The organism is Pseudomonas sp. NBRC 111130 (assembly GCF_001320485.1).
GTDB lineage: Bacteria > Pseudomonadota > Gammaproteobacteria > Pseudomonadales > Pseudomonadaceae > Aquipseudomonas > Aquipseudomonas vlassakiae.
On the sequence record NZ_BCBG01000064.1, the window covers coordinates 1 to 19,796 of the forward strand.

At 62.2% G+C, this 19,796-nt stretch carries 15 protein-coding genes; 5 read left to right on the top strand and 10 right to left on the bottom strand.

All coding sequences use genetic code 11. From position 1 onward, the window contains the following. Nucleotides 1-56: 56 nt before the first annotated feature. From argR to acs, 6 genes are all read right to left on the bottom strand, one after another. Nucleotides 57-1,037: a transcriptional regulator ArgR gene (argR, locus tag APH33_RS21350; protein ID WP_054887051.1), complete on the bottom strand. Its 981-nt coding sequence runs from the start codon at nt 1,035-1,037 to the stop codon at nt 57-59. Nucleotides 1,038-1,136: 99 nt separating this feature from the next. Continuing rightward, the gene (locus APH33_RS21355; RefSeq protein WP_054887052.1) at nt 1,137-1,901 is read right to left on the bottom strand and encodes an ABC transporter ATP-binding protein; all 765 of its coding nucleotides are present in this window, start codon (nt 1,899-1,901) and stop codon (nt 1,137-1,139) included. A 22-nt stretch (nt 1,902-1,923) separates the two neighbouring features. Further along, the gene (locus tag APH33_RS21360) at nt 1,924-2,622 is read right to left on the bottom strand and encodes an ABC transporter permease (protein WP_054887053.1); all 699 of its coding nucleotides are present in this window, start codon (nt 2,620-2,622) and stop codon (nt 1,924-1,926) included. Continuing rightward, the gene (locus tag APH33_RS21365) at nt 2,619-3,308 is read right to left on the bottom strand and encodes an ABC transporter permease (protein ID WP_027921088.1); all 690 of its coding nucleotides are present in this window, start codon (nt 3,306-3,308) and stop codon (nt 2,619-2,621) included. The genes APH33_RS21360 and APH33_RS21365 overlap by 4 nt, the downstream gene beginning before the upstream one ends. 91 nt (nt 3,309-3,399) lie before the next feature. Beyond that, entirely contained in the window at nt 3,400-4,185 is a 786-nt protein-coding gene (locus APH33_RS21370) for an ABC transporter substrate-binding protein (protein WP_054887054.1), read from the bottom strand. 582 nt (nt 4,186-4,767) lie between these two features. Then, entirely contained in the window at nt 4,768-6,729 is a 1,962-nt protein-coding gene (gene acs / locus APH33_RS21375) for an acetate--CoA ligase (RefSeq protein ID WP_054887055.1), read from the bottom strand. A gap of 420 nt (nt 6,730-7,149) precedes the next feature. On the opposite strand from acs, the gene APH33_RS21380 reads away from it, so the two are divergent. Next, entirely contained in the window at nt 7,150-7,404 is a 255-nt protein-coding gene (locus tag APH33_RS21380; protein WP_054887056.1) for a DUF2790 domain-containing protein, read from the top strand. A gap of 150 nt (nt 7,405-7,554) precedes the next feature. Here APH33_RS21380 and APH33_RS21385 read toward each other — a convergent pair whose 3' ends face one another. Next, on the bottom strand, nt 7,555-9,114 hold the full coding sequence (locus tag APH33_RS21385) for a sigma-54-dependent transcriptional regulator (protein WP_054887057.1): 1,560 nt from the start codon (nt 9,112-9,114) through the stop codon (nt 7,555-7,557). Nucleotides 9,115-9,369: 255 nt separating this feature from the next. On the opposite strand from APH33_RS21385, the gene phhA reads away from it, so the two are divergent. From phhA to APH33_RS21400, 3 genes are all read left to right on the top strand, one after another. Further along, nucleotides 9,370-10,158 carry a phenylalanine 4-monooxygenase gene (gene phhA, locus APH33_RS21390; RefSeq protein ID WP_054887058.1) on the top strand — a complete coding sequence of 263 codons (789 nt, stop codon included), beginning with the start codon at nt 9,370-9,372 and terminating at the stop codon, nt 10,156-10,158. Nucleotides 10,159-10,197: 39 nt separating this feature from the next. Continuing rightward, on the top strand, nt 10,198-10,554 hold the full coding sequence (locus tag APH33_RS21395; RefSeq protein ID WP_054887059.1) for a 4a-hydroxytetrahydrobiopterin dehydratase: 357 nt from the start codon (nt 10,198-10,200) through the stop codon (nt 10,552-10,554). A 415-nt stretch (nt 10,555-10,969) separates the two neighbouring features. Beyond that, the gene (locus APH33_RS21400) at nt 10,970-12,154 is read left to right on the top strand and encodes an MFS transporter (RefSeq protein WP_054887060.1); all 1,185 of its coding nucleotides are present in this window, start codon (nt 10,970-10,972) and stop codon (nt 12,152-12,154) included. A gap of 125 nt (nt 12,155-12,279) precedes the next feature. On the opposite strand, the gene APH33_RS21405 is transcribed toward APH33_RS21400, so the two are convergent. Beyond that, on the bottom strand, nt 12,280-15,300 hold the full coding sequence (locus tag APH33_RS21405; protein ID WP_054887061.1) for an FAD-binding and (Fe-S)-binding domain-containing protein: 3,021 nt from the start codon (nt 15,298-15,300) through the stop codon (nt 12,280-12,282). 152 nt (nt 15,301-15,452) lie between these two features. Here APH33_RS21405 and APH33_RS21410 point away from each other — a divergent pair, with 152 nt between their 5' ends. Further along, on the top strand, nt 15,453-16,337 hold the full coding sequence (locus tag APH33_RS21410) for a LysR substrate-binding domain-containing protein (RefSeq protein WP_054887062.1): 885 nt from the start codon (nt 15,453-15,455) through the stop codon (nt 16,335-16,337). A gap of 168 nt (nt 16,338-16,505) precedes the next feature. On the opposite strand, the gene APH33_RS21415 is transcribed toward APH33_RS21410, so the two are convergent. Next, on the bottom strand, nt 16,506-17,924 hold the full coding sequence (locus APH33_RS21415; protein WP_177332435.1) for an amino acid permease: 1,419 nt from the start codon (nt 17,922-17,924) through the stop codon (nt 16,506-16,508). Nucleotides 17,925-18,568: 644 nt separating this feature from the next. Further along, the gene (gene rluB / locus APH33_RS21420) at nt 18,569-19,633 is read right to left on the bottom strand and encodes a 23S rRNA pseudouridine(2605) synthase RluB (RefSeq protein WP_054887064.1); all 1,065 of its coding nucleotides are present in this window, start codon (nt 19,631-19,633) and stop codon (nt 18,569-18,571) included. Between the last annotated feature and the right edge of the window lie 163 nt (nt 19,634-19,796).

A 19,796-nucleotide genomic window follows, 5' to 3' on the forward strand; every position in this document is an offset into this window, starting at 1 on the left:
CTCGATTTCGGCACCACCATCAAACCCAAGGCATGCGCCCGAAACACACCGACACCTCAGCCTTTTTCGGCCGGTGCCGAGCTCAATTCGAACGGGCTGCTGCTGCGCCGCTGGTTGCGATCCTCCCGCGGCGTGGCGCCGAAGAAGTTGCGATAGGCACTGGAGAAATGCGGCCCCGAGGAGAAGCCACAGGACAAGCCAATCTGGATGATCGACTTGCTGGTCTGCATCAGCATCTGCCGCGCCTTGTTCAGCCGCAGTTCCAGGTAATACTGGCTCGGCACGCGGTTCAGATACTGCTTGAAAATCCGCTCCAGCTGCCGACGCGATACGCAGACATGCTGGGCGATTTCGTCGGTGGTCAGCGGTTCTTCGATGTTCGCTTCCATCAACAGCACGGCCTGGGTCAGCTTCGGATGGCTCGAGCCAAGGCGGTTTTGCAGTGGAATTCGCTGACGCTCGCCCCCTTCGCGAATGCGCTCGACCACCAGTTCCTCGGATACCGCCCCCGCAAGCTCCGCCCCATGATCGCGGGCCAGCACCGCCAGCAGCAGGTCGGTAACTGCCATGCCACCACAGGCCGTCAGGCGGTCACGATCCCAGTCGAACAAGTGGCTGGTAGCAATCACCTTGGGGAATCGTTCGGCAAAGTCGTCCTGCCAGCGCCAGTGCACCGCAGCGCGATAGCCGTCGAGCAGGCCGAGCATGGCCAGCGGGTAAACCCCGGCGGACAGGCCGCCAATCATGCAACCACTGCGCGCCAGCTGCTTGAGCGCCGCCGCAAGCGCCGAACCCACTGGCTGAGGCAGGTCGTCGGCCAGCAGAAAGAGCTTGTGGCAGCCCTCCAGGCGCCCGTTCCACGGCTCGCCCGGAAGGCGCCAGGCGCCCTCCCCGGCGGGCTCCGCCTGAAGGAAGGCGATCTCGTAGACGACCTCTGGGTGCACCCGCTGGGCCACCAGCAACACTTCCTCAGCCAGCGCCAGGGTCAAAGGCTTGGTGCTTGGCCAGATGAGAAAACCGATTCGCTGGGTGGTCATAGGGTGCGGTCCGAAACCTGGGTTCGTTCGAGTCTGTGGCGCCGGGTCACGCTGCGCTCGCTGCGCAGCATGCCCTATTCTGGTGCAAAGGTGCAGCCTTTACTTCAGGCTGCCGGAGAGGAACTGCTGGAGCCGCTCCGATTGCGGGTTAGCGAGCACTTCACGCGGGCAGCCGGTTTCTTCGACCAGGCCTTTGTGCAGGAACACCAGCTGGTTCGACACCTCGCGGGCAAAGCCCATTTCGTGGGTCACCACCACCATGGTGCGGCCTTCCTGGGCCAGTGCCTGCATCACCTTGAGCACGTCCCCCACCAGCTCCGGGTCGAGCGCCGAGGTTGGCTCGTCGAACAGCATGACCTCTGGCTCCATGGCCAGGGCCCGGGCAATCGCCACACGCTGCTGCTCGCCGCCGGACATATGGCCGGGGAAAGCGTCCTTGCGGTGCGCCACGCCGACCTTGGCCAGGTAGTGCTCGGCCTTCTCCAGGGCCTCCTTCTTATTCACACCCAGCACATGCACCGGCGCTTCGATGATGTTCTCCAGCGCAGTCATGTGCGACCACAGGTTGAAATGCTGGAACACCATCGACAGGCGCGAGCGCATGCGCTGCAGCTGGCGCGGGTCGGAGGCCTTGAGCGCGCCATCCTTGCCCGGTACCAGCTTGAGTTCTTCGTTGTTGAGCAGGATCTTGCCTGCATGGGGCTGCTCGAGCAGGTTGATGCAGCGCAGGAAAGTCGACTTGCCCGAACCGCTGGAGCCGATGATGCTGATCACGTCGCCTGCCTTGGCCGCCAGGGACACGCCCTTGAGCACTTCATGGCTGCCGTAGCGCTTGTGCAGGTCTTGGACTTCGAGTTTATACATGCTGTCGGTTCTCACAGAGCGTTCAGTGCTTGCGCGGCGCCAGGTAGCCGAGCCAGCGGCGTTCGGCCATCTTGAACAGGCGCACGAGGATGAAGGTCAGGCACAGGTAGAACACGCCCGCCGTGATATAAGCCTCGAAAGGCAGGTAGTACTGGGCATTGACCGTGCGCGCGGCACCAGTGATGTCGATCAGGGTGACGATCGACGCCAGGCTGGTGGTCTGCAGCATCATGATCACTTCGTTGCTGTACTGCGGCAGGGCCCGGCGCAGGGCCGATGGCAGCAGGATGCGGCGGTACATCTTCATGCGCGACATGCCCATGGCCTTGGCCGCTTCGATCTCGCCATGGGGCGTGGCCTTGAGGCTGCCAGCGATGATTTCCGCAGTGTAGGCACTGGTGTTGATGGCGAAGGCCAGGCAGGCACAGAAGGTCGCGCTGGACAGCCACGGCCAGAAGATGCTTTCGCGCACCGTCTCGAACTGGGCCAGGCCATAGTAGATCAGGAACAGCTGCACCAGCATCGGCGTGCCGCGGATCACGTAGGTGTACAGCCAGGCGCTCAGGTTCACCAGCGGCTGCCTGGATACCCGCATCAGGCCCAGCGGGATCGCCGCCAGCAGCCCGAACAGCAGCGACAGCGCCAGCAGCTTGAGGGTGGTCAGCAGGCCGCCGAGATACAGCGGCATGGCTTCCCAGACGACGTTGTAGTCGAAAATCATAGTTCAGCCACCTTGACGCCAACCGAGTAGCGGCGCTCCAGATACTTCAGCGCCAGCAGCGAAATACTGGTGATCACCAGGTACAGCGCAGCCACGGCCAGGAAGAAGGTGAAAGGCTCGCGGGTGGCGTCGGCCGCCTGCTTGGCCTTGAACATCATGTCCTGCAGGCCGACCACCGAGATCAGTGCCGTGGCCTTGGTCAGCACCAGCCAGTTGTTGGTGAAGCCCGGGATGGCCAGGCGGATCATCTGTGGCACCTGGATGCGGAAGAACACCTGGCGCGCGCTCATGCCATAGGCCACGCCGGCTTCAGCCTGGCCCTTGGGGATACCGAGGAACGCACCCCGGAAGGTTTCCGACAGGTACGCACCGAAAATGAAGCCCAGCGTGCCGATACCGGCCACCAGCGGGTTCAGGTCGATGTAGTCGTCATAGCCGAGCAGCGGCGCCACCCGGTTGATGATGTCTTGGCCGCCGTAGAAGATCAGCAGGATCAGGACCAGGTCGGGGATGCCACGGATCACCGTGGAATACAGATCCCCCAGCCAGGCCAGCCAGCGCACCGGCGACAAGCGCAGCGCCACGCCGATCAGGCCGAGGACGATGGCCAGGGCCATCGACGACAAGGCGAGCTGTAGCGTCAGCCACGCCCCGTCGAGGATGACTGCCCCATAGCCTTTCAACATGATTGGGATTCCTCAGGGCTTGGGAATGAAAAATGGTGCAAACCTCAGAGCCTCTGCTGTTTGCACCATTGCACAGGTGAAACCCGACGTCTTAGTTCGAGTCTGGACCGTAGATGTCGAAGTTGAAGTACTTCTTCTCGATTTCTTTGTACTTGCCGTTGGCGCGGATGGCGTCGATGGCCTTGTTGATGCGCTCGCGGTTGGCGTCGTCGCCCTTGCGCACGGCGATGCCGACGCCGTCACCGAAGTACTTCACGTCGGTGAACGATGGGCCGACGAAGGCAAAGCCTTTGCCAGCATCGGTTTTCAGGAAGCCGTCTTCGAGCAGGGTGGCGTCGGCCACGGTACCGTCGAGGCGACCGGCAGCGACGTCCAGGTAGATTTCGTTCTGGGTGCCATAAGGCACGACAGTGGCGCCCTTGGGAGCCAGCACTTCCTTGGCGAAGCGGTCGTGGATCGAGCCGCGCTGCACGCCGATTTTCTTGCCCTTGAGTTCGTCGAGGCTGTCGCTGACGGTGGTGCCTTCCTTCATGACCAGGCGCGCTGGAGTCAGGTAGTAGCGCTTGGTGAAGTCGACCGACTTCTTGCGGTCGTCGGTGATCGACATCGACGACAGAATGGCGTCGATCTTGCGCACCTTCAGTGCCGGGATCAGGCCGTCGAACTCTTGCTCGACCCAGGTGCACTTGGCCTTCATCTCTTCACACAGGGCGTTGCCGATGTCGTAGTCGAAACCGGCGATGCTGCCGTCTGGCTGCTTGAAGGCGAATGGTGGGTAAGCGGCTTCGATGCCGATCTTCAACGGTTTTTCATCGGCCTGCGACACCAGGGAAAACACAGAAAGCGCCAGGGCGCCAAGCAGTGCGAGCTTCTTCATCAGGTAACTCCATCGGTACGGGGCAATACGAGGCAGGGGTAACAACTGCCCGATATGCGAATGGGTACAACGCGAGCCGCGCAGGTTTCGACCAAGGTCGCAGACCACGAGCGAGTGAGTGGCATTTTAACGACAGCCCGGTAGTCGATATTTCTTCAAAGCGACAACTACTTACAGAAGCGCTTGAAATCGCGGCGGGCGATGTTGACAGCTTTTGCAAAACATGCAAGAGCTCGAGAGAAATAACCTGTAAGCCAAGCAATTACCGGGCCTATTATTGGCAAACCCTTGCGATACGGCAAGTGCAGCGTTTCACCTTGCTCAGAACAGCCAGGCGAACGCACTGAAATGGCACGAACCTGTTTCCCTGCGCCCCGATCCTGTGCGAAATCGGTGACAGAAGAGTTACCGATGATTGTCGGGTAACAGTAAAGCAAAAACCCCGCCGGTTGCCCTGGCGGGGTTCAAGTAGGTCTCCCTCTTGAGGGAGCGGGTTCACCCGCGAAGACGTCGGCAGCGTTACCGGCCTCTTCGCGAGTGAACTCGCTCCCACAGGACAGGCGATCAGCCCTCAGGGCAGGGTCAGGCCGAAGCCAGGCTCATCGCTTTGTGAGTGTCGATCAGGTGTTGCACCACACTCGGGTCGGCCAGGGTCGAAATATCACCCAGAGCATCGTATTCGGCAGTGGCGATCTTGCGCAGAATACGCCGCATGATCTTGCCCGAGCGGGTTTTCGGCAGCCCCGGCGCCCACTGGATCACATCCGGCGAGGCAATCGGGCCGATCTCCTTGCGCACCCAGTTCTTCAGCTCCAGGCGCAGCTGCTCGCTCGGCTCGATGCCGGCATTGAGGGTGACATAGACATAGATGCCTTGCCCCTTGATGTCGTGGGGCACGCCAACCACTGCAGCTTCCGCCACCTTGGCATGGGCGACCATGGCGCTTTCGATCTCGGCGGTCCCCATGCGGTGGCCGGACACGTTGAGCACATCGTCCACGCGGCCGGTGATCCAGTAGTAGCCATCCTCGTCACGACGTGCGCCGTCACCGGTGAAGTACATGCCGCGGAAGGTCTTGAAGTAGGTGTCGACGAAACGGTCATGGTCACCGTACAGCGAACGCGACTGGCCCGGCCAGGAATCGAGGATCACCAGGTTGCCTTCGGCCGCCCCTTCGATCAGGTTGCCCAGGTTATCCACCAACGCCGGCACCACGCCGAAGAACGGACGGGTCGCCGAGCCCGGCTTGAGGGCCGTGGCCCCTGGCAGCGGGCTGATCAGCACGCCACCGGTCTCGGTTTGCCACCACGTATCGACGATCGGGCAGCGCTCCTTGCCAACCGTCTTGTAGTACCAGTTCCACGCCTCGGGGTTGATCGGTTCGCCCACCGAGCCCAGCAGGCGCAGGCTGGAACCGTCGGCGCCCGCTACGGCTGCCTGCCCTTCGGCCATCATGGCGCGGATCGCGGTCGGTGCGGTGTAGAGGATGTTGACCTTGTGCTTGTCGACGATCTTCGACACGCGGGTGATGTCCGGGTAGTTCGGCACTCCTTCGAACAGCAGCGTGGTGGCGCCGTTGGCCAGCGGGCCGTAGACAATGTAGCTGTGGCCTGTGACCCAGCCGACATCGGCAGTGCACCAGTAGACTTCGCCCGGGCGGTAGTCGAACACGCGCTCATGGGTCAGCGCCGCATAGACCAGGTAGCCACCGGTGGTGTGCAGCACGCCCTTCGGCTTGCCCGTGGAGCCGGAGGTATAGAGGATGAACAGCGGTTCCTCGGCGCCCATTTCCTTCGGTGCACAGTGGCTGGAAGCAACCTTCATCAGGTCTTCGAACCAGATGTCGCGGTGCTGGTGCCAGGCGATCTCGCCACCGGTGCGCTTGCACACGATGATTTTCTGCACGCTGTTGGTTTCCGGGTTGGTCAGCGCCAGGTCGACGTTGGCCTTGAGCGGGGTACGACGGCCACCACGCAGGCCCTCATCGGCGGTGATGACAACCTTCGACTTGCAGTCGATGATGCGGCCGGCCAGTGCTTCCGGGGAGAAGCCGCCGAACACCACCGAGTGGATCGCACCGATGCGGGCGCACGCCAGCATGGCGACCACGGCCTCGGGGATCATCGGCATGTAGATGGTCACCACATCGCCACGGTGCACGTCCTGACCGCGCAGGGCGTTGGCGAACTTGCAGACCTGCTCGTGCAGTTCACGGTAGGTGATGTTGCGGTGTTCGGAAGGGTCGTCGCCTTCCCAGATGATTGCCAGTTGGTCGCCGCGCTCTTCGAGGTGGCGGTCCAGGCAGTTGGAGGAGACGTTCAGAGTGCCGTCGGCAAACCACTTGATATCGACATGGTGGTCATCGAACGAGGTCTGCTTGACCTTGGTGAACGGCTTGATCCAGTCAAGACGCTGGGCCTGCTCACGCCAGAAGCCGTCCGGGTTGATCACCGATTGCTGGTACATGGCCTTGTAGGTGGCCTCGTCGGTCAGGGTAGTGGCCGCAACCTCGGGACGAACGGGATACAGTGGAGCCGCACTCATCTGTGTTACCTCGGTGTAATAGTTGTTTTTGTATGGAACCGTTTGTAACTGTACCAGAGCGGGAAAAACCATACGACGATGGTAGTAGCGCGACAGCGAAATCTTCATGCGAACGGCACAGAAGGCTCTAGCCCGCAGCTGTCGGCCCGGCAAGGGAAAAATGCGACAACGCCTCCCGGCGGATTGTTACAGATTATGGAAAAAGGCAAAAAAACTTTATCAAAACGCCATCTGTTTCCCTTAGTTGCCCAGGCATAAGATTCACCTCGCCAGCAACGGCAAGGCGATTAACTACTGGAAACAGCCCCCACGAAGGCAATCAGTTAATCCCTCTCTAATTCTGATAGTTGAACTTTGGCAATACTCGCGGCGCCACAAGCGCCGCGTGCCCCCTCACGACCTTAGACAGGTAAAATGAAAATGAAAGCTTTACTGGTATTGGTACTTGGCGGTCTTTGCGGCGCGGCGATGGCCGGCGAAGCAGACAATGTCGAGCAGATTCCGGTTGAACAGTACAGTTACTCGCAGCACCTGGACATTGCTCGGGTCATCTCCATGAGCGAAGTGCCCAACGTGTGTGAAGTCGTGCCCGCCCGCATGACCTACGAGGACTCCAAGGGCCAGAAGCACATTCTCGAATACCGCGTGATGGGGAACGGCTGCTCCAACGGCTAAGCCTTGAGATTGGGGCCCCTGCGGGGCCCTTCGCGGGCTCGCCCGCTCCCACAGGTACTGCACAGCTTTAGAATACTGCGCAGTACCTGTGGGAGCGGGCAAGCCCGCGAAGAATATTGCACAAGATTAACAGGCTATTGATTAGCCGATTTAATCCGCGGACTTGCCCAATGAGTAATCCCTTAACTTATTGGCAATCGTCGTATGCGAAACCCCCAATCTTTTCCCTAAAGCCCGGCTACTTGGAAACTCCCCCATCAGACTTTCCAGTACGGCCTTTTCAAATCGTCCGACAATCTGCGCAAGATCCCCGTCCAGCGAAAACTCGCCCAACGGTTGCCGCACGCCGTAATCCGGCAAGCGAATGTGCTCGCCTTTCACCACCCCGCCTTCGCATAACGAAACCGCCTGGAACAGCACGTTCTCCAACTGCCGCACATTACCCGGCCAGTGATACTGACTGAGCTTGTCCATGGCCGCCGGTGCCAGGCGTGGCATGGCGCAGCCGATCTGCCGGCTGGCCTGGTCGAGGAAATGCTGCACCAGCCCTTCCAGTCCATCCATGCACTCGCGCAGTGGCGGAATGTGCAGCGACAGAACGTTGAGCCGGTGATACAAGTCCTGGCGGAACTCGCCACGGGCACACAGCTCGGACAGGTCCACCTGGGTGGCGCAGATCACCCGCACATCCAGGTACACCTCTTCGTCGCTGCCGACACGGCGGAAGCAACCGTCCTGCAGGAAGCGCAGCAGCTTGACCTGCAGGCGCGGGCTCATCTCCCCCACGCCATCGAGGAACAGGGTGCCGCCGGCGGTCAACTCCAGCAGCCCCAACTTGCCCTCGGCACGTGCCCCCTCGAAAGCCCCGGGGCCATAACCAAACAACTCGGTCTCGGCCATCGACTCGGGCAGGCCAGCGCAGTTGAGGGCCATCAAAGGCGCCTGGCCACGCGGACTGGCCAGGTGGCAGGCGCGGGCCAGCAATTCCTTGCCGGTGCCGGTCTCGCCTTCGATCAGCAGGGGCGCATCCAGCGGCGCCATGCGCCGCGCCTCACGCACCACCGCCGCCATTACCCGCGAACTCTGGAAGATGCTGTCGAAGCCGCGCAATTCCTGTTTGCGCACGTTGTAGATGCGCTCCCCGATGCGGTCGGCGCGGTGCAAGGTCAGCACGGCACCGGCCAGGGCCTCGCTGTCATCATGCTCGGACTGCAGCGGCGCAATATCGGCCAGGAACACGTCACCTTTGACCTTGATGCGCAGGCCATTGATGCGCGACTTGTTGGCACGCACCAGTTCAGGCAGGTCGAAATCCTCGACATAGCGCGCCAGCGGCATGCCCGGCACTTCGTCGACGCGAACCCCGAGCAACTGCGCCGCAGTGCGGTTGGCCGCGACGATGCTGCCACCCATGTCGACCGACAATACCGGGAAATCCAGCGCGCCCAGCAGTGCGTTGAGTTCCATATGCCGGCGCTCGCTGGGCATCAGGCCGACACGCTTGACACCGAATACGCCAGCGATCGACTCGAACTTGGGCCGCAGTGCTTGGAATTGCAGATTGATCAGGTTCGGGCAATGCAGGTAGATGGCGTTGCCATGGTCTCCCCCCACCTCGCCGCGCAGCACGTTGATGCCGTATTCCACCAGCAGGTTGAGGATGTCGCGAAGAATGCCGATGCGGTTCTGGCAGTGCACTTTGATACGCATGGATGCTCTCGAAGCGGCGAGATTTTTCAACCTCGCCCACAAAAGTCGTAAAGATAAGCTGACAAAAACCCCATCAAGGGCAGCTTGATGAGCCGGATTTTCCGGCATGCGCGGCATTTTGTAAAATAATCGTTACGCAACACAGGCCAAAGAGCGACCGGCAGCAGCGTCGACCCTCGTGCAAATCACCCAGTGAAGGGATATTCCTAGGTCATGTCGTGGACATAACAAGAAAAGCCTCACCAGGAGAGCCACATGAAACAGACGCAATACGTGGCACGCGAGCCCGATGCGCATGGTTTTATCGACTACCCGCAGCAAGAGCATGCGGTATGGAACACCCTGATCACCCGCCAGTTGAACGTCATCGAAGGCCGCGCGTGCCAGGAATACCTGGACGGCATCGACCAGCTCAAACTGCCCCATGAGCGCATTCCGCAGCTGGGCGAAATCAACAAGGTGCTGGGTGCCACCACCGGCTGGCAGGTTGCCCGCGTACCGGCGCTGATTCCCTTCCAGACATTCTTCGAGCTGCTGGCAAGCAAGCGCTTCCCGGTCGCCACCTTCATCCGCACCCCGGAAGAACTGGATTACCTGCAAGAACCGGACATCTTCCACGAGATCTTCGGCCACTGCCCGCTGCTGACCAACCCGTTCTTCGCCGAATTCACTCACACCTACGGCAAGCTCGGCCTGGCCGCGACCAAGGAACAACGCGTCTACCTGGCGCGCCTGTACTGGATGACCATCGAGTTCGGCCTGATGGAAACCGCGCAGGGCCGCAAGATCTATGGCGGCGGCATCCTCTCCTCGCCGAAGGAGACCGTCTACAGTCTCTCTGGCGAGCCTGAGCACCAGGCCTTCGACCCGATCGAGTGCATGCGCACGCCGTACCGTATCGACATCCTGCAGCCGCTGTACTTCGTGCTGCCGAACATGAAGCGCCTGTTCGACCTGGCCCACGAAGACATCATGGCCATGGTCCAGCAAGCCATGCAGCTGGGGCTGCACGCACCGAAATTTCCACCCAAGGTCGCTGCCTGAGCGCCTTGCCGATAACAACTCGAAGCGGAAAACACACCCATGAATGCCTTGAACCAAGCCCACTGTGAAGCCTGCCGCGCTGATGCACCCAAGGTCACCGACGAGGAACTGGCGGTACTGATCCGCGAGATCCCGGACTGGAACATCGAAATCCGCGATGGCCACATGGAACTGGAGCGCGTATTCCTGTTCAAGAACTTCAAGCAGGCCCTGGCCTTCACCAATGCCGTGGGCGAAATCGCCGAAGCCGAAGGCCACCACCCTGGCCTGATGACCGAGTGGGGCAAGGTCACCGTGACCTGGTGGAGCCACTCGATCAAGGGCCTGCACCGCAATGACTTCATCATGTGCGCACGCACCGACAAGGTCGCCGAGACGGCTGAAGGCCGCAAGTAACCACCAACGACAGGGCCTGATGGCCCTGTTTTTTTGCCGCAATCCGTCCGGTATCCGCCCGCAAAACCGACAAGTGACGGGGAAAAATTACAAACTGTCATCCAGACTTGTGTATCCTGCCCACGCTTCATGAAGCTCCAAACGCGCCTGGCGCAGACTTTTCACTCACACTTGCGAGGAACGACGAGATGCATGAAATCCCGAATCTTCCCTTCCCAAGCCTGAACCCCGAAGAGCCATCCGTTACCGTCCACGCCGAACCGACGCCTGCCGTCGATCAGGATGGTGACGACCAATCCAGCGCTGACCAGGAATAAACCGCGCATCCCTCCGACTGTGTGAAAACGGCTGACCTGCGGGCTACCCCCGTCATCACGTTTTCACACCGTCACGAACCTCTGCCACGAAGACCCCCATGCCTGACTCACCGCGCCCTCTTGCGGTCACCCTGCAAGTCGTTTCCATCGTCCTGTTCACCTTCATCGGCTACCTGAACATCGGCATCCCCCTCGCCGTACTGCCCGGCTATGTGCACAACGACCTCGGCTTCAGCGCCGTGATCGCGGGCCTGGTGATCAGCGTGCAGTACCTCGCCACCCTGCTCAGCCGCCCTACCGCCAGCCGTATCATCGACAACCATGGCAGCAAGAAGGCGGTCATGTATGGCCTGGCAGGCTGCGGCCTGAGCGGTGTGTTCATGCTGGCCTGTGCCTTCCTCACCCACCTGCCTTGGGTCAGCCTCGGCTGCCTGCTGGTCGGCCGGCTGGTGCTGGGCAGTGCGGAAAGCCTGGTGGGTTCCGGCTCGATCGGCTGGGGCATCGGCCGGGTCGGTGCCGAGCACACCGCCAAGGTCATTTCCTGGAACGGCATCGCCAGCTATGGCGCGCTGGCCATCGGTGCGCCACTGGGCGTGCTGATGGTCAAAAGCCTGGGGCTGTGGAGCATGGGAACGAGCATCCTCCTGCTGTGCGCCCTGGGCCTGCTTCTGGCCTGGCCGAAGCGCGCAGCGCCTGTGGTCAGCGGCAAGCGCCTGCCATTCATGCAGGTGCTGGGCAAGGTGTTCCCGCATGGCTCGGGGCTGGCGCTGGGCTCGATCGGCTTTGGCACCATCGCCACCTTCATCACCCTGTATTACGCCAGCCGCGGTTGGGCCAATGCGGCGCTGACCCTGAGCCTGTTCGGCGCCAGTTTCATCTGCGCGCGGTTGCTGTTCGGCAACCTGATCAACCGGATCGGTGGGTTCCGGGTGGCAATCGTTTGCCTTTCGGTGGAAACACTGGGGCTGTTGATGCTGTGGATGGCGCCCAATGCCGAGATGGCACTGGCGGGAGCAGCGCTGAGTGGCTTCGGCTTCTCGCTGGTGTTCCCGGCGCTGGGCGTGGAAGCGGTGAACCAGGTGTCGGCGGCCAACCGCGGGGCGGCGGTGGGGGCGTATTCGCTGTTCATCGATCTGTCGCTGGGGATTACCGGGCCGCTGGTGGGCGCAGTGGCATCGGGGTTCGGGTTTGCTTCGATGTTTCTGTTTGCCGCGGCGGCGGCGTGCTGTGGGCTGGTGTTGAGCCTTTATCTGTACCGGCGGGCCCGGCTGGAGCGCGGCTAGTAAAGCTGGGAGCGCTTTGCGCTCCTTTCGCGACACAAGGCCGCTCCTACATGGGATCGCATTCTCTTGTAGGAGCGGCCTTGTGTCGCGAAAGGGCTGCATAGCAGCCCCCGGGGCCCTCAAGGTCAGCGCTTGGCGTACTGCAACACCACTTCCAGCGGGTGGCGCATCTGCCGCTCGGTCATGCGCTTGACCTGGCTGCGGCACGAGTAGCCGGTCGCCAGCGCCTCGCCTTCCTTGTCCAGCTTGGTCGCCCACGACTGCTCGAAGATGGTGCGTGAAGTCGCCTGGTTGCGCGCCTCGTGCCCGTAGGTACCGGACATGCCACAGCAGCCGGTCGCCTCGGTCACCAGCTTCAACCCCAGGCGAGCAAACACCTGCTCCCACTGCTTGGTACTGGCCGGCACGTTGGTCTTCTCGGTGCAGTGCGCCATCAGACGGAAGTTGCCCTGCGCGGTCGGCACCTGCTCCGGCAGCACATCCATCAGCCACTCCTGTGGCAACTTCACCTGCGGGCACTCTTCCAGGCCCGGCACCTTCTGGTACTCCTGGCGGTAGACCAAGGTCATCGCCGGGTCCAGGCCCACCAGCGGCACGCCGCAGTCAGCCAAGGCCTTGAGCTGGGTCGCATTGCGGATCGCCGCCTTGGCGAAGGCACCGAGGAAGCCCTGCACATGCAGCGGCTTGCCGTTGGCGCTGTAGGGGGCCAGGAACACCCGGTGGCCCAGGCGATGGGCCAGCTCGATGAACGCGGCCAGCAGCGGCGTTTCGAAGTAGCGGGTGAAAGCATCCTGCACCAGCACGATGCTGCGCTCGCGCTGGGCCGGGGTCAGCTCGCGCAGGGCCGGCACGCTGGCCACGCCGACGCGGCAGCGGGTCAGGGTCGACTGGAAGTTGAAGCGGCTGATCAGCGGGCTGTCGACCATGCCGACCTTGTCCGCCAGCAGCTTGCTGACCCACTTCGAGCCCATCACCGCGTTGTACAGGCCAGGCGCATGGGCCAGGTACGGAATGGTGAATTCCAGCGAGCCGATCAGGTAGTCACGCAGCGGGCGCTGGTAGCGGCCGTGGTACAGCTCGAGGAAGCGCGAGCGGAAGTCCGGCACGTTGACCTTGATCGGGCACTGCCCGGCGCAAGACTTGCAGGCCAGGCAGCCGGCCATGGCGTCATACACCTCATGGGAGAAGTCTTCCTGGCCCTGGTTGCGGGCGCGGTTGTTGCGCAGCCGCGCCGGCAGCCCCTTGAGCCACGACACCTTGTTGCGCGCCGCCGCCAGCACGTCGATGTTGGCCTCGCCCTGCAAGCGCAGCCATTCGCGCATCAGCGAGGCACGGCCCTTGGGCGAATGCTGGCGTTCGCGGGTGGCCTTCCACGACGGGCACATGGCGTCGTTGGGGTCGTAGTTGTAGCAGGCGCCGTTGCCGTTGCAGTGCACGGCGCTGGGGAAGTCCTGCCACACGCGCTCATCGATGGTGCGGTCGAGGTCGCCTCGCAGGGTCACGCCGTCGACCTTGGTCAGGCCTTCGGCGCTGTCTGGCGGGGTGCAGATCTTGCCAGGGTTGAGCTGATTGTGCGGGTCGAAGGCGCCCTTCAGACGCTGCAATGCAGGGTACAGTTCGCCGAAGTACTCCGGCACGTATTCCGAGCGCAGGCCCTTGCCGTGCTCCCCCCACAGCAGGCCGCCATGGCGTTTGGTCAGCGCGGCCACGGCGTCGGAGATCGGCTTGACCAGCGCAGCCTGGGCCGGATCTTTCATGTCCAGCGCCGGGCGCACGTGCAGTACGCCGGCATCGACATGGCCAAACATGCCATAGGCCAGGCCGTAGCCGTCGAGCAGCGCGCGGAAGTCAGCGATGTAGTCGGCCAGTTGCTCTGGCGGCACGGCGGTGTCTTCAACGAACGGTTGCGGGCGCACTTCACCTTCGACGTTGCCGAGCAGGCCCACCGAACGTTTGCGCATGGTGTAGACGCGGGTCACCGCTTCGGCGCCCTCGGCCAGGGTATGGCCCAGGCGCTCGACACTGGTATCGCGCTGCAGGTGGTCGATGAAAGCCTGGACCCGGGCATTGACCTCGGCCGGCTCGTCGCCACAGAACTCCACCAGGTTGATGCCCAGGGTCGGGCGCTCGGGGTCGGCCGGGAAGTACTCGGCAACGCTGTGCCAGACGATGTCCTTCATTGCCAGCATCAGCACCTTGGAGTCGACCGTCTCGATCGACAGCGGCTTGAGCGCCATCAGAGCGTTGGCGTCGCGCAGCGCGTCCATGAAGCTGGTATAGCGCACGTTGACCAGCACGGCATACTTCGGGATCGGCAGCACATTGAGCTTGGCTTCGACCACATAGCCCAGCGAGCCTTCGGCACCGCACAGCACACTGTTGAGGTTGAAGCGGCCTTGTTCGTCACGCAGGTGCGCGAGGTCGTAGCCGGTCAGACAGCGGTTGAGCTTGGGGAAAGTGGTCTCGATCAATTCGCTCTGGGTTTCCTGGATCTCCCGGGCAATGCGGTACACCTCACCAACCCGGCCAGGCGCGGCGCAGGCCTGCTCCAACCCAGCGTCGTCAATCGGCAGGCTGTGCAGGCGCTCGCCGCCGAGCAGCACAGTGTGCAGTTCCAGCACGTGGTCGCGGGTCTTGCCATAGGTGCAGCTGCCCTGGCCGCTGGCGTCGGTGTTGATCATGCCGCCGACAGTGGCGCGGTTGGAAGTCGACAGCTCAGGGGCGAAGAACAGGCCGTGAGGCTTGAGCGCGGCATTGAGCTGATCCTTGACGGTACCGGCCTGGACCCGCACCCAGCGCTCCTCGACGTTGATTTCGAGGATCTGGTTCATGTGCCGCGACAAATCGACGACGATACCGTCGGTCAGCGACTGGCCGTTGGTGCCAGTACCACCGCCACGTGGGGTCAGCTTGACCTGCTGGAAACGCGGCTCACCCATCAGGGTGGCGACACGCGCCACGTCATCGGCGTCCAGCGGGAACACCGCCGCCTGAGGCAGGCGCTGGTAGATCGAGTTGTCGGTGGCCAGCACCGTACGGGTGCCGTAGTCAGCGCTGATCTGGCCACGGAAGCCGCTGTTGCGCAGGGCTTCGAGGAATTCGGGGTAGTTGGCGCTCGGCGCAAGGGTCGACAGCTGGGCGATCATCGAAGGATGGCCTCTTGATAGTGGCTAATTCACGGGAATCCTGTCGCTCCGGCATGCATTGCTTCATGCAGGGATGACGTATAGACCAATGTTCCTGTAGTTTCGCTTCAGGGGCAAACGGATAATCCTGCCGCTATCAATGACTTTTATGAATGAATTACCGCCACCTGACTCCATCCATGTCGCTGCTGCTGGCTTTCGAAGCCGCGGCCCGGCATGAAAGCTACACCCGCGCCGCTGCCGAACTGTCGCTGACCCAGAGCGCGGTCAGCCGTCAGGTGCAGGCCCTGGAGCAGCAATTGGGCCTGACCCTGTTCCGCCGCGAGGGCCGCCAGGTGCAGCTGACCGACGTCGGCCGGCTGTACCAGCGCGAGCTGAGCGAGGCGCTGGGGCGCATACGCAGCGCCACCTTGCAGGCGCTGGCCTACCAGACCGGGGTCGGCACCCTGCGCCTGGCGACCCTGCCCACCTTCGGCTCGAAGTGGCTGCTGCCGCGCCTGCATGCGTTCTACAGCGCCCACCCGGGCATGCTGGTGCACATTCATTCACGCATCGAAGCGATCAACTTCGACACCAGCGAGATCGACGCCGCCATCGGTGTGGCCAGCCATGACCTGCCGGGCCTGATCTGCCATCGCCTGCATGCCGAGGAACTGGTGGTGATCCTGCCGCCTGAAGCGGGTGGCGACGCCCAAGGCTGGAGCCCGGCGCGGATCAGTGAAGAGGTACTGTTGAACGTCGCCAACAACCCGCACGCCTGGGGCGAGTGGTTTTCCCACCACGCCCTGCCGCACCGGGCGATGCGCCTGGGGCCGAGCTTCGAACTGACCTCGCACCTGATTCAGGCGGTGCGGGCCGGGATCGGCATCGGCCTGGTGCCGAGGATCCTGGTGGAGGAAGAGTTGGCCAAGGGCGAGTTGTTCAGCCCGGGGGCGGCGTTTGCCAGCCAGCGCAGTTATTACCTGATCTATCCGCCCAGGAACGAGGCATTGCCATCCTTGAGGGCGTTTCGCAGTTGGCTGCTGGAACAGATCTGAAACCTGTGCCGGCCTCTTCGCGGGCAGGCCCGCTCCCACAGGTACTCCACAAGTCTCAGGCCTGTGGTGATCCTGTGGGAGCGGGCGCGCCCGCGAAGAGGCCGGTACAGGCAACAAAAAACCCGACGCCAGTCACCTGACATCGGGTTTCTTCAACTAGCCAAAGATTTACTTGGCCACGGCACCGGCAGTGCCATTGGCCTGCGGCCGGCGCTTGCCCTTGGCCAGGTACGCCAGCAGCATCGCCGCCAGCCACACCGGGATCGCATACACCGACACCTGGATGCCTGGAATCATCAGCATGATGCCGAGGATCAGCACCACGAAGGCCAGCACCACATAGTTGCCGTACGGGTACCACAGCGCCTTGAACAGCGGCTTCTGGCCAACACGGTCAAGGTGCTGGCGGAACTTCAGGTGCGAGTAGCTGATCATCGCCCAGTTGATCACCAAGGTCGCGACCACCAGCGACATCAGCAGCTCCAGCGCATTCTGCGGCATCAGGTAGTTGAGCAGCACGGCTATCAGGGTCACACCCGCCGACACCAGGATCGAACGCACCGGCACGCCGCGCTTGTCGACCTTGGCCAGCGAGGCCGGAGCATCACCCTGCTCGGCCATGCCCAGCAGCATGCGGGCGTTGCAGTAGGTGCCGCTGTTGTAGACCGACAGCGCTGCGGTCAGCACCACGAAGTTCAGCAGGTTGGCCGCCACATCGCTGCCCAGCAGCGAGAACACCTGGACGAACGGGCTGCTGCCATAGCTGCCACCGGACGCATCGATGCTGGCGACCAGGTTGTCCCATGGGGTCAGCGACAGCAGCACGACCAGAGCGCCGACATAGAAGATCAGGATGCGGTAGATGACCTGGTTGATCGCTTTCGGGATCACGGTCTTTGGCTTGTCGGCCTCGGCGGCGGTGAAACCGAGCATTTCCAGGCCACCGAACGAGAACATGATGAACGCCAGGGCCATCACCAGGCCGCTGACACCATGCGGGAAGAAGCCGCCGTGGCTCCACAGATTGCTCACCGAGGCGTCAGGGCCGCCGTTGCCGCTGGTCAGCAGGTAGGCACCCAGGCCGATCATGCTGACGATGGCTACGACCTTGATGATGGCGAACCAGAATTCAGCCTCACCGAAGAACTTCACGTTCATCAGGTTGATGGCGTTGATCAGCACGAAGAATGCTGCTGCCGTGACCCAGGTCGGGATCTCCGGCCACCAGTAATGCACGTACTTGCCTACCGCCGACAGCTCCGACATGCCCACCAGGATGTACAGCACCCAGCAGTTCCAGCCCGACAGGAAACCGGCAAAGCCCCCCCAGTAGGTGTGTGCGAAGTGACTGAACGAGCCGGCCACCGGCTCTTCGACGATCATTTCGCCGAGTTGGCGCATGATCATGAAGGCGATGAAGCCGCATATCGCGTAACCGAGGATCATCGACGGGCCGGCGGATTTCATCACGCCTGCCGAGCCGAGGAACAGGCCGGTACCAATCGCGCCGCCGAGGGCGATCAACTGGATGTGGCGGTTCTTCAGGCCCCGCTTGAGCTCGCCTGAATGCATGTTTTGTCCACTCATGAACGAAGTCACCTGCATTGTTTTTATCTGTGACGGAATCGGACCCACCGCGCTCGTGGCGCAGCGGAATGGGCAAGGTGGTTACCTTGGGTTTCCTGCCAACGGATACCGCCGGGGCGGATCAGCCAGGTGTGGGCAGGAGTGCGCGGTACGCAAGAGGGTCACAGGTAAAACGCGGCGCACTGTATACCCCTGCAAACGCGCAGGCGTCAACGCGTTGCATCGTTTCCTTGGGAAAAAACGCAGCGATCCTGTGGTAGGAGCCTGAAAAGGCGAAGTGATCGGCGTACATGGCGCCTCCATTTGTTGTTCTGTCGGCCCGGCTCTGTGGACGGGCTTTTGCACACGGCAATGAGCGCTATATCACCGTGGTACGGGGGTTTGGGCAATATGGAGCAATGTGGAAGCTGGGGGTTTGCGGAGGGTGGCGCGGCAAGTTCTGTTTACACCAACAAGAAAAATCCGAATTGCGGGCTAATTTCAGCCCGTTCTGTATAAATTTCTTTACATGGTGGTTTGCAAACTTGCCAGTCGTCCGAAAATTTCTTTTTGTTCAATATCTTGGGGCCGCTTTGCGGCCCCAAATTCTCACAGGCATAAAAAAACCAGCCCGAAGGCTGGTTTCTCATGGCTGCAAAGAGCAATCAACCCCGCGGCTTGCCGCGACCACGGCCGGCCGGCTTATCACCGTCAGGCTTGCCTGGGCGCTTGCGCATCTCGCTCGGGCGTTCGGCCACGGCGCTGCCACGGCTGCCCTTGCGCGGTGCTTCGTCACGCGACTGACGTGCCGGACGCTCGGCTGCGGCCCCCTCATGGGCCGGGCGCAGGCTGCGCACGCGCTCGTTGCGCCCCAGCGGACGGCTCGACTTGCGCTGCAAGCGCTCCATCTTGTCCTTGGCCTTGAGGTTCAGGGTCGGCAGCGCTACTGGCTGCAGGCCCACTTCAGCGGCGAGGATGTCGATTTCGCCTTGGGTCATTTCACGCCAGCGGCCCATCGGCAGGTCGGAGTTGAGGAACACCGGGCCGAAGCGCACGCGCTTCAGGCGGCTGACCACCATGCCCTGGGATTCCCACAGGCGGCGCACTTCACGGTTACGGCCTTCCATCACCACGCAGTGGTACCAGTGGTTGAAGCCTTCGCCGCCTGGCGCCTTCTGGATGTCGGTGAACTTGGCCGGGCCGTCTTCGAGCATCACACCGGCCTTGAGGCGATCGATCATTTCGTCATCGACTTCACCACGCACGCGCACGGCGTACTCGCGGTCCATCTCGTAGGACGGGTGCATCAGGCGGTTGGCCAGTTCGCCGTCGGTTGTGAACAGCAGCAGGCCTGTGGTGTTGATGTCGAGGCGGCCGATATTGATCCAGCGCCCTTCTTTTGGCCGCGGCAAGCGGTCGAACACGGTCGGGCGGCCTTCCGGGTCGTCACGGGTGCAGATCTCGCCGTCGGGCTTGTTGTACATGATTACCCGGCGCGTGGCCTCGGCGGCCTCTTCACGCTTGATCAGCTTGCCATCTACGGTAATGGCGTCATGCAGGTCGACGCGCAGGCCGAGGGTGGCTTCGACGCCGTTGACCTTGATGCGGCCCTGACTGATCCAGGCTTCGACGTCACGGCGCGAGCCGACGCCAATGCGTGCCAGCACTTTCTGCAGCTTTTCGCCGGCTGGTGGGGTAATTTCGGTATTTTGCAGGTCTTGCTCACTCATCTGGGCACCTCCCGGTGTAGGAATGAAATAAGGGTCTTGGCAGCGAACGCGCCAAAGGGCCGCGCATCATACGCGGTTCGCTGAGGGAACGCACTGCAGGGTAGAGGGTTTTGTCGGCTTTGGCAGTGAATTCTGCCTAATGGTGATGAGTAGGCAGTACCGG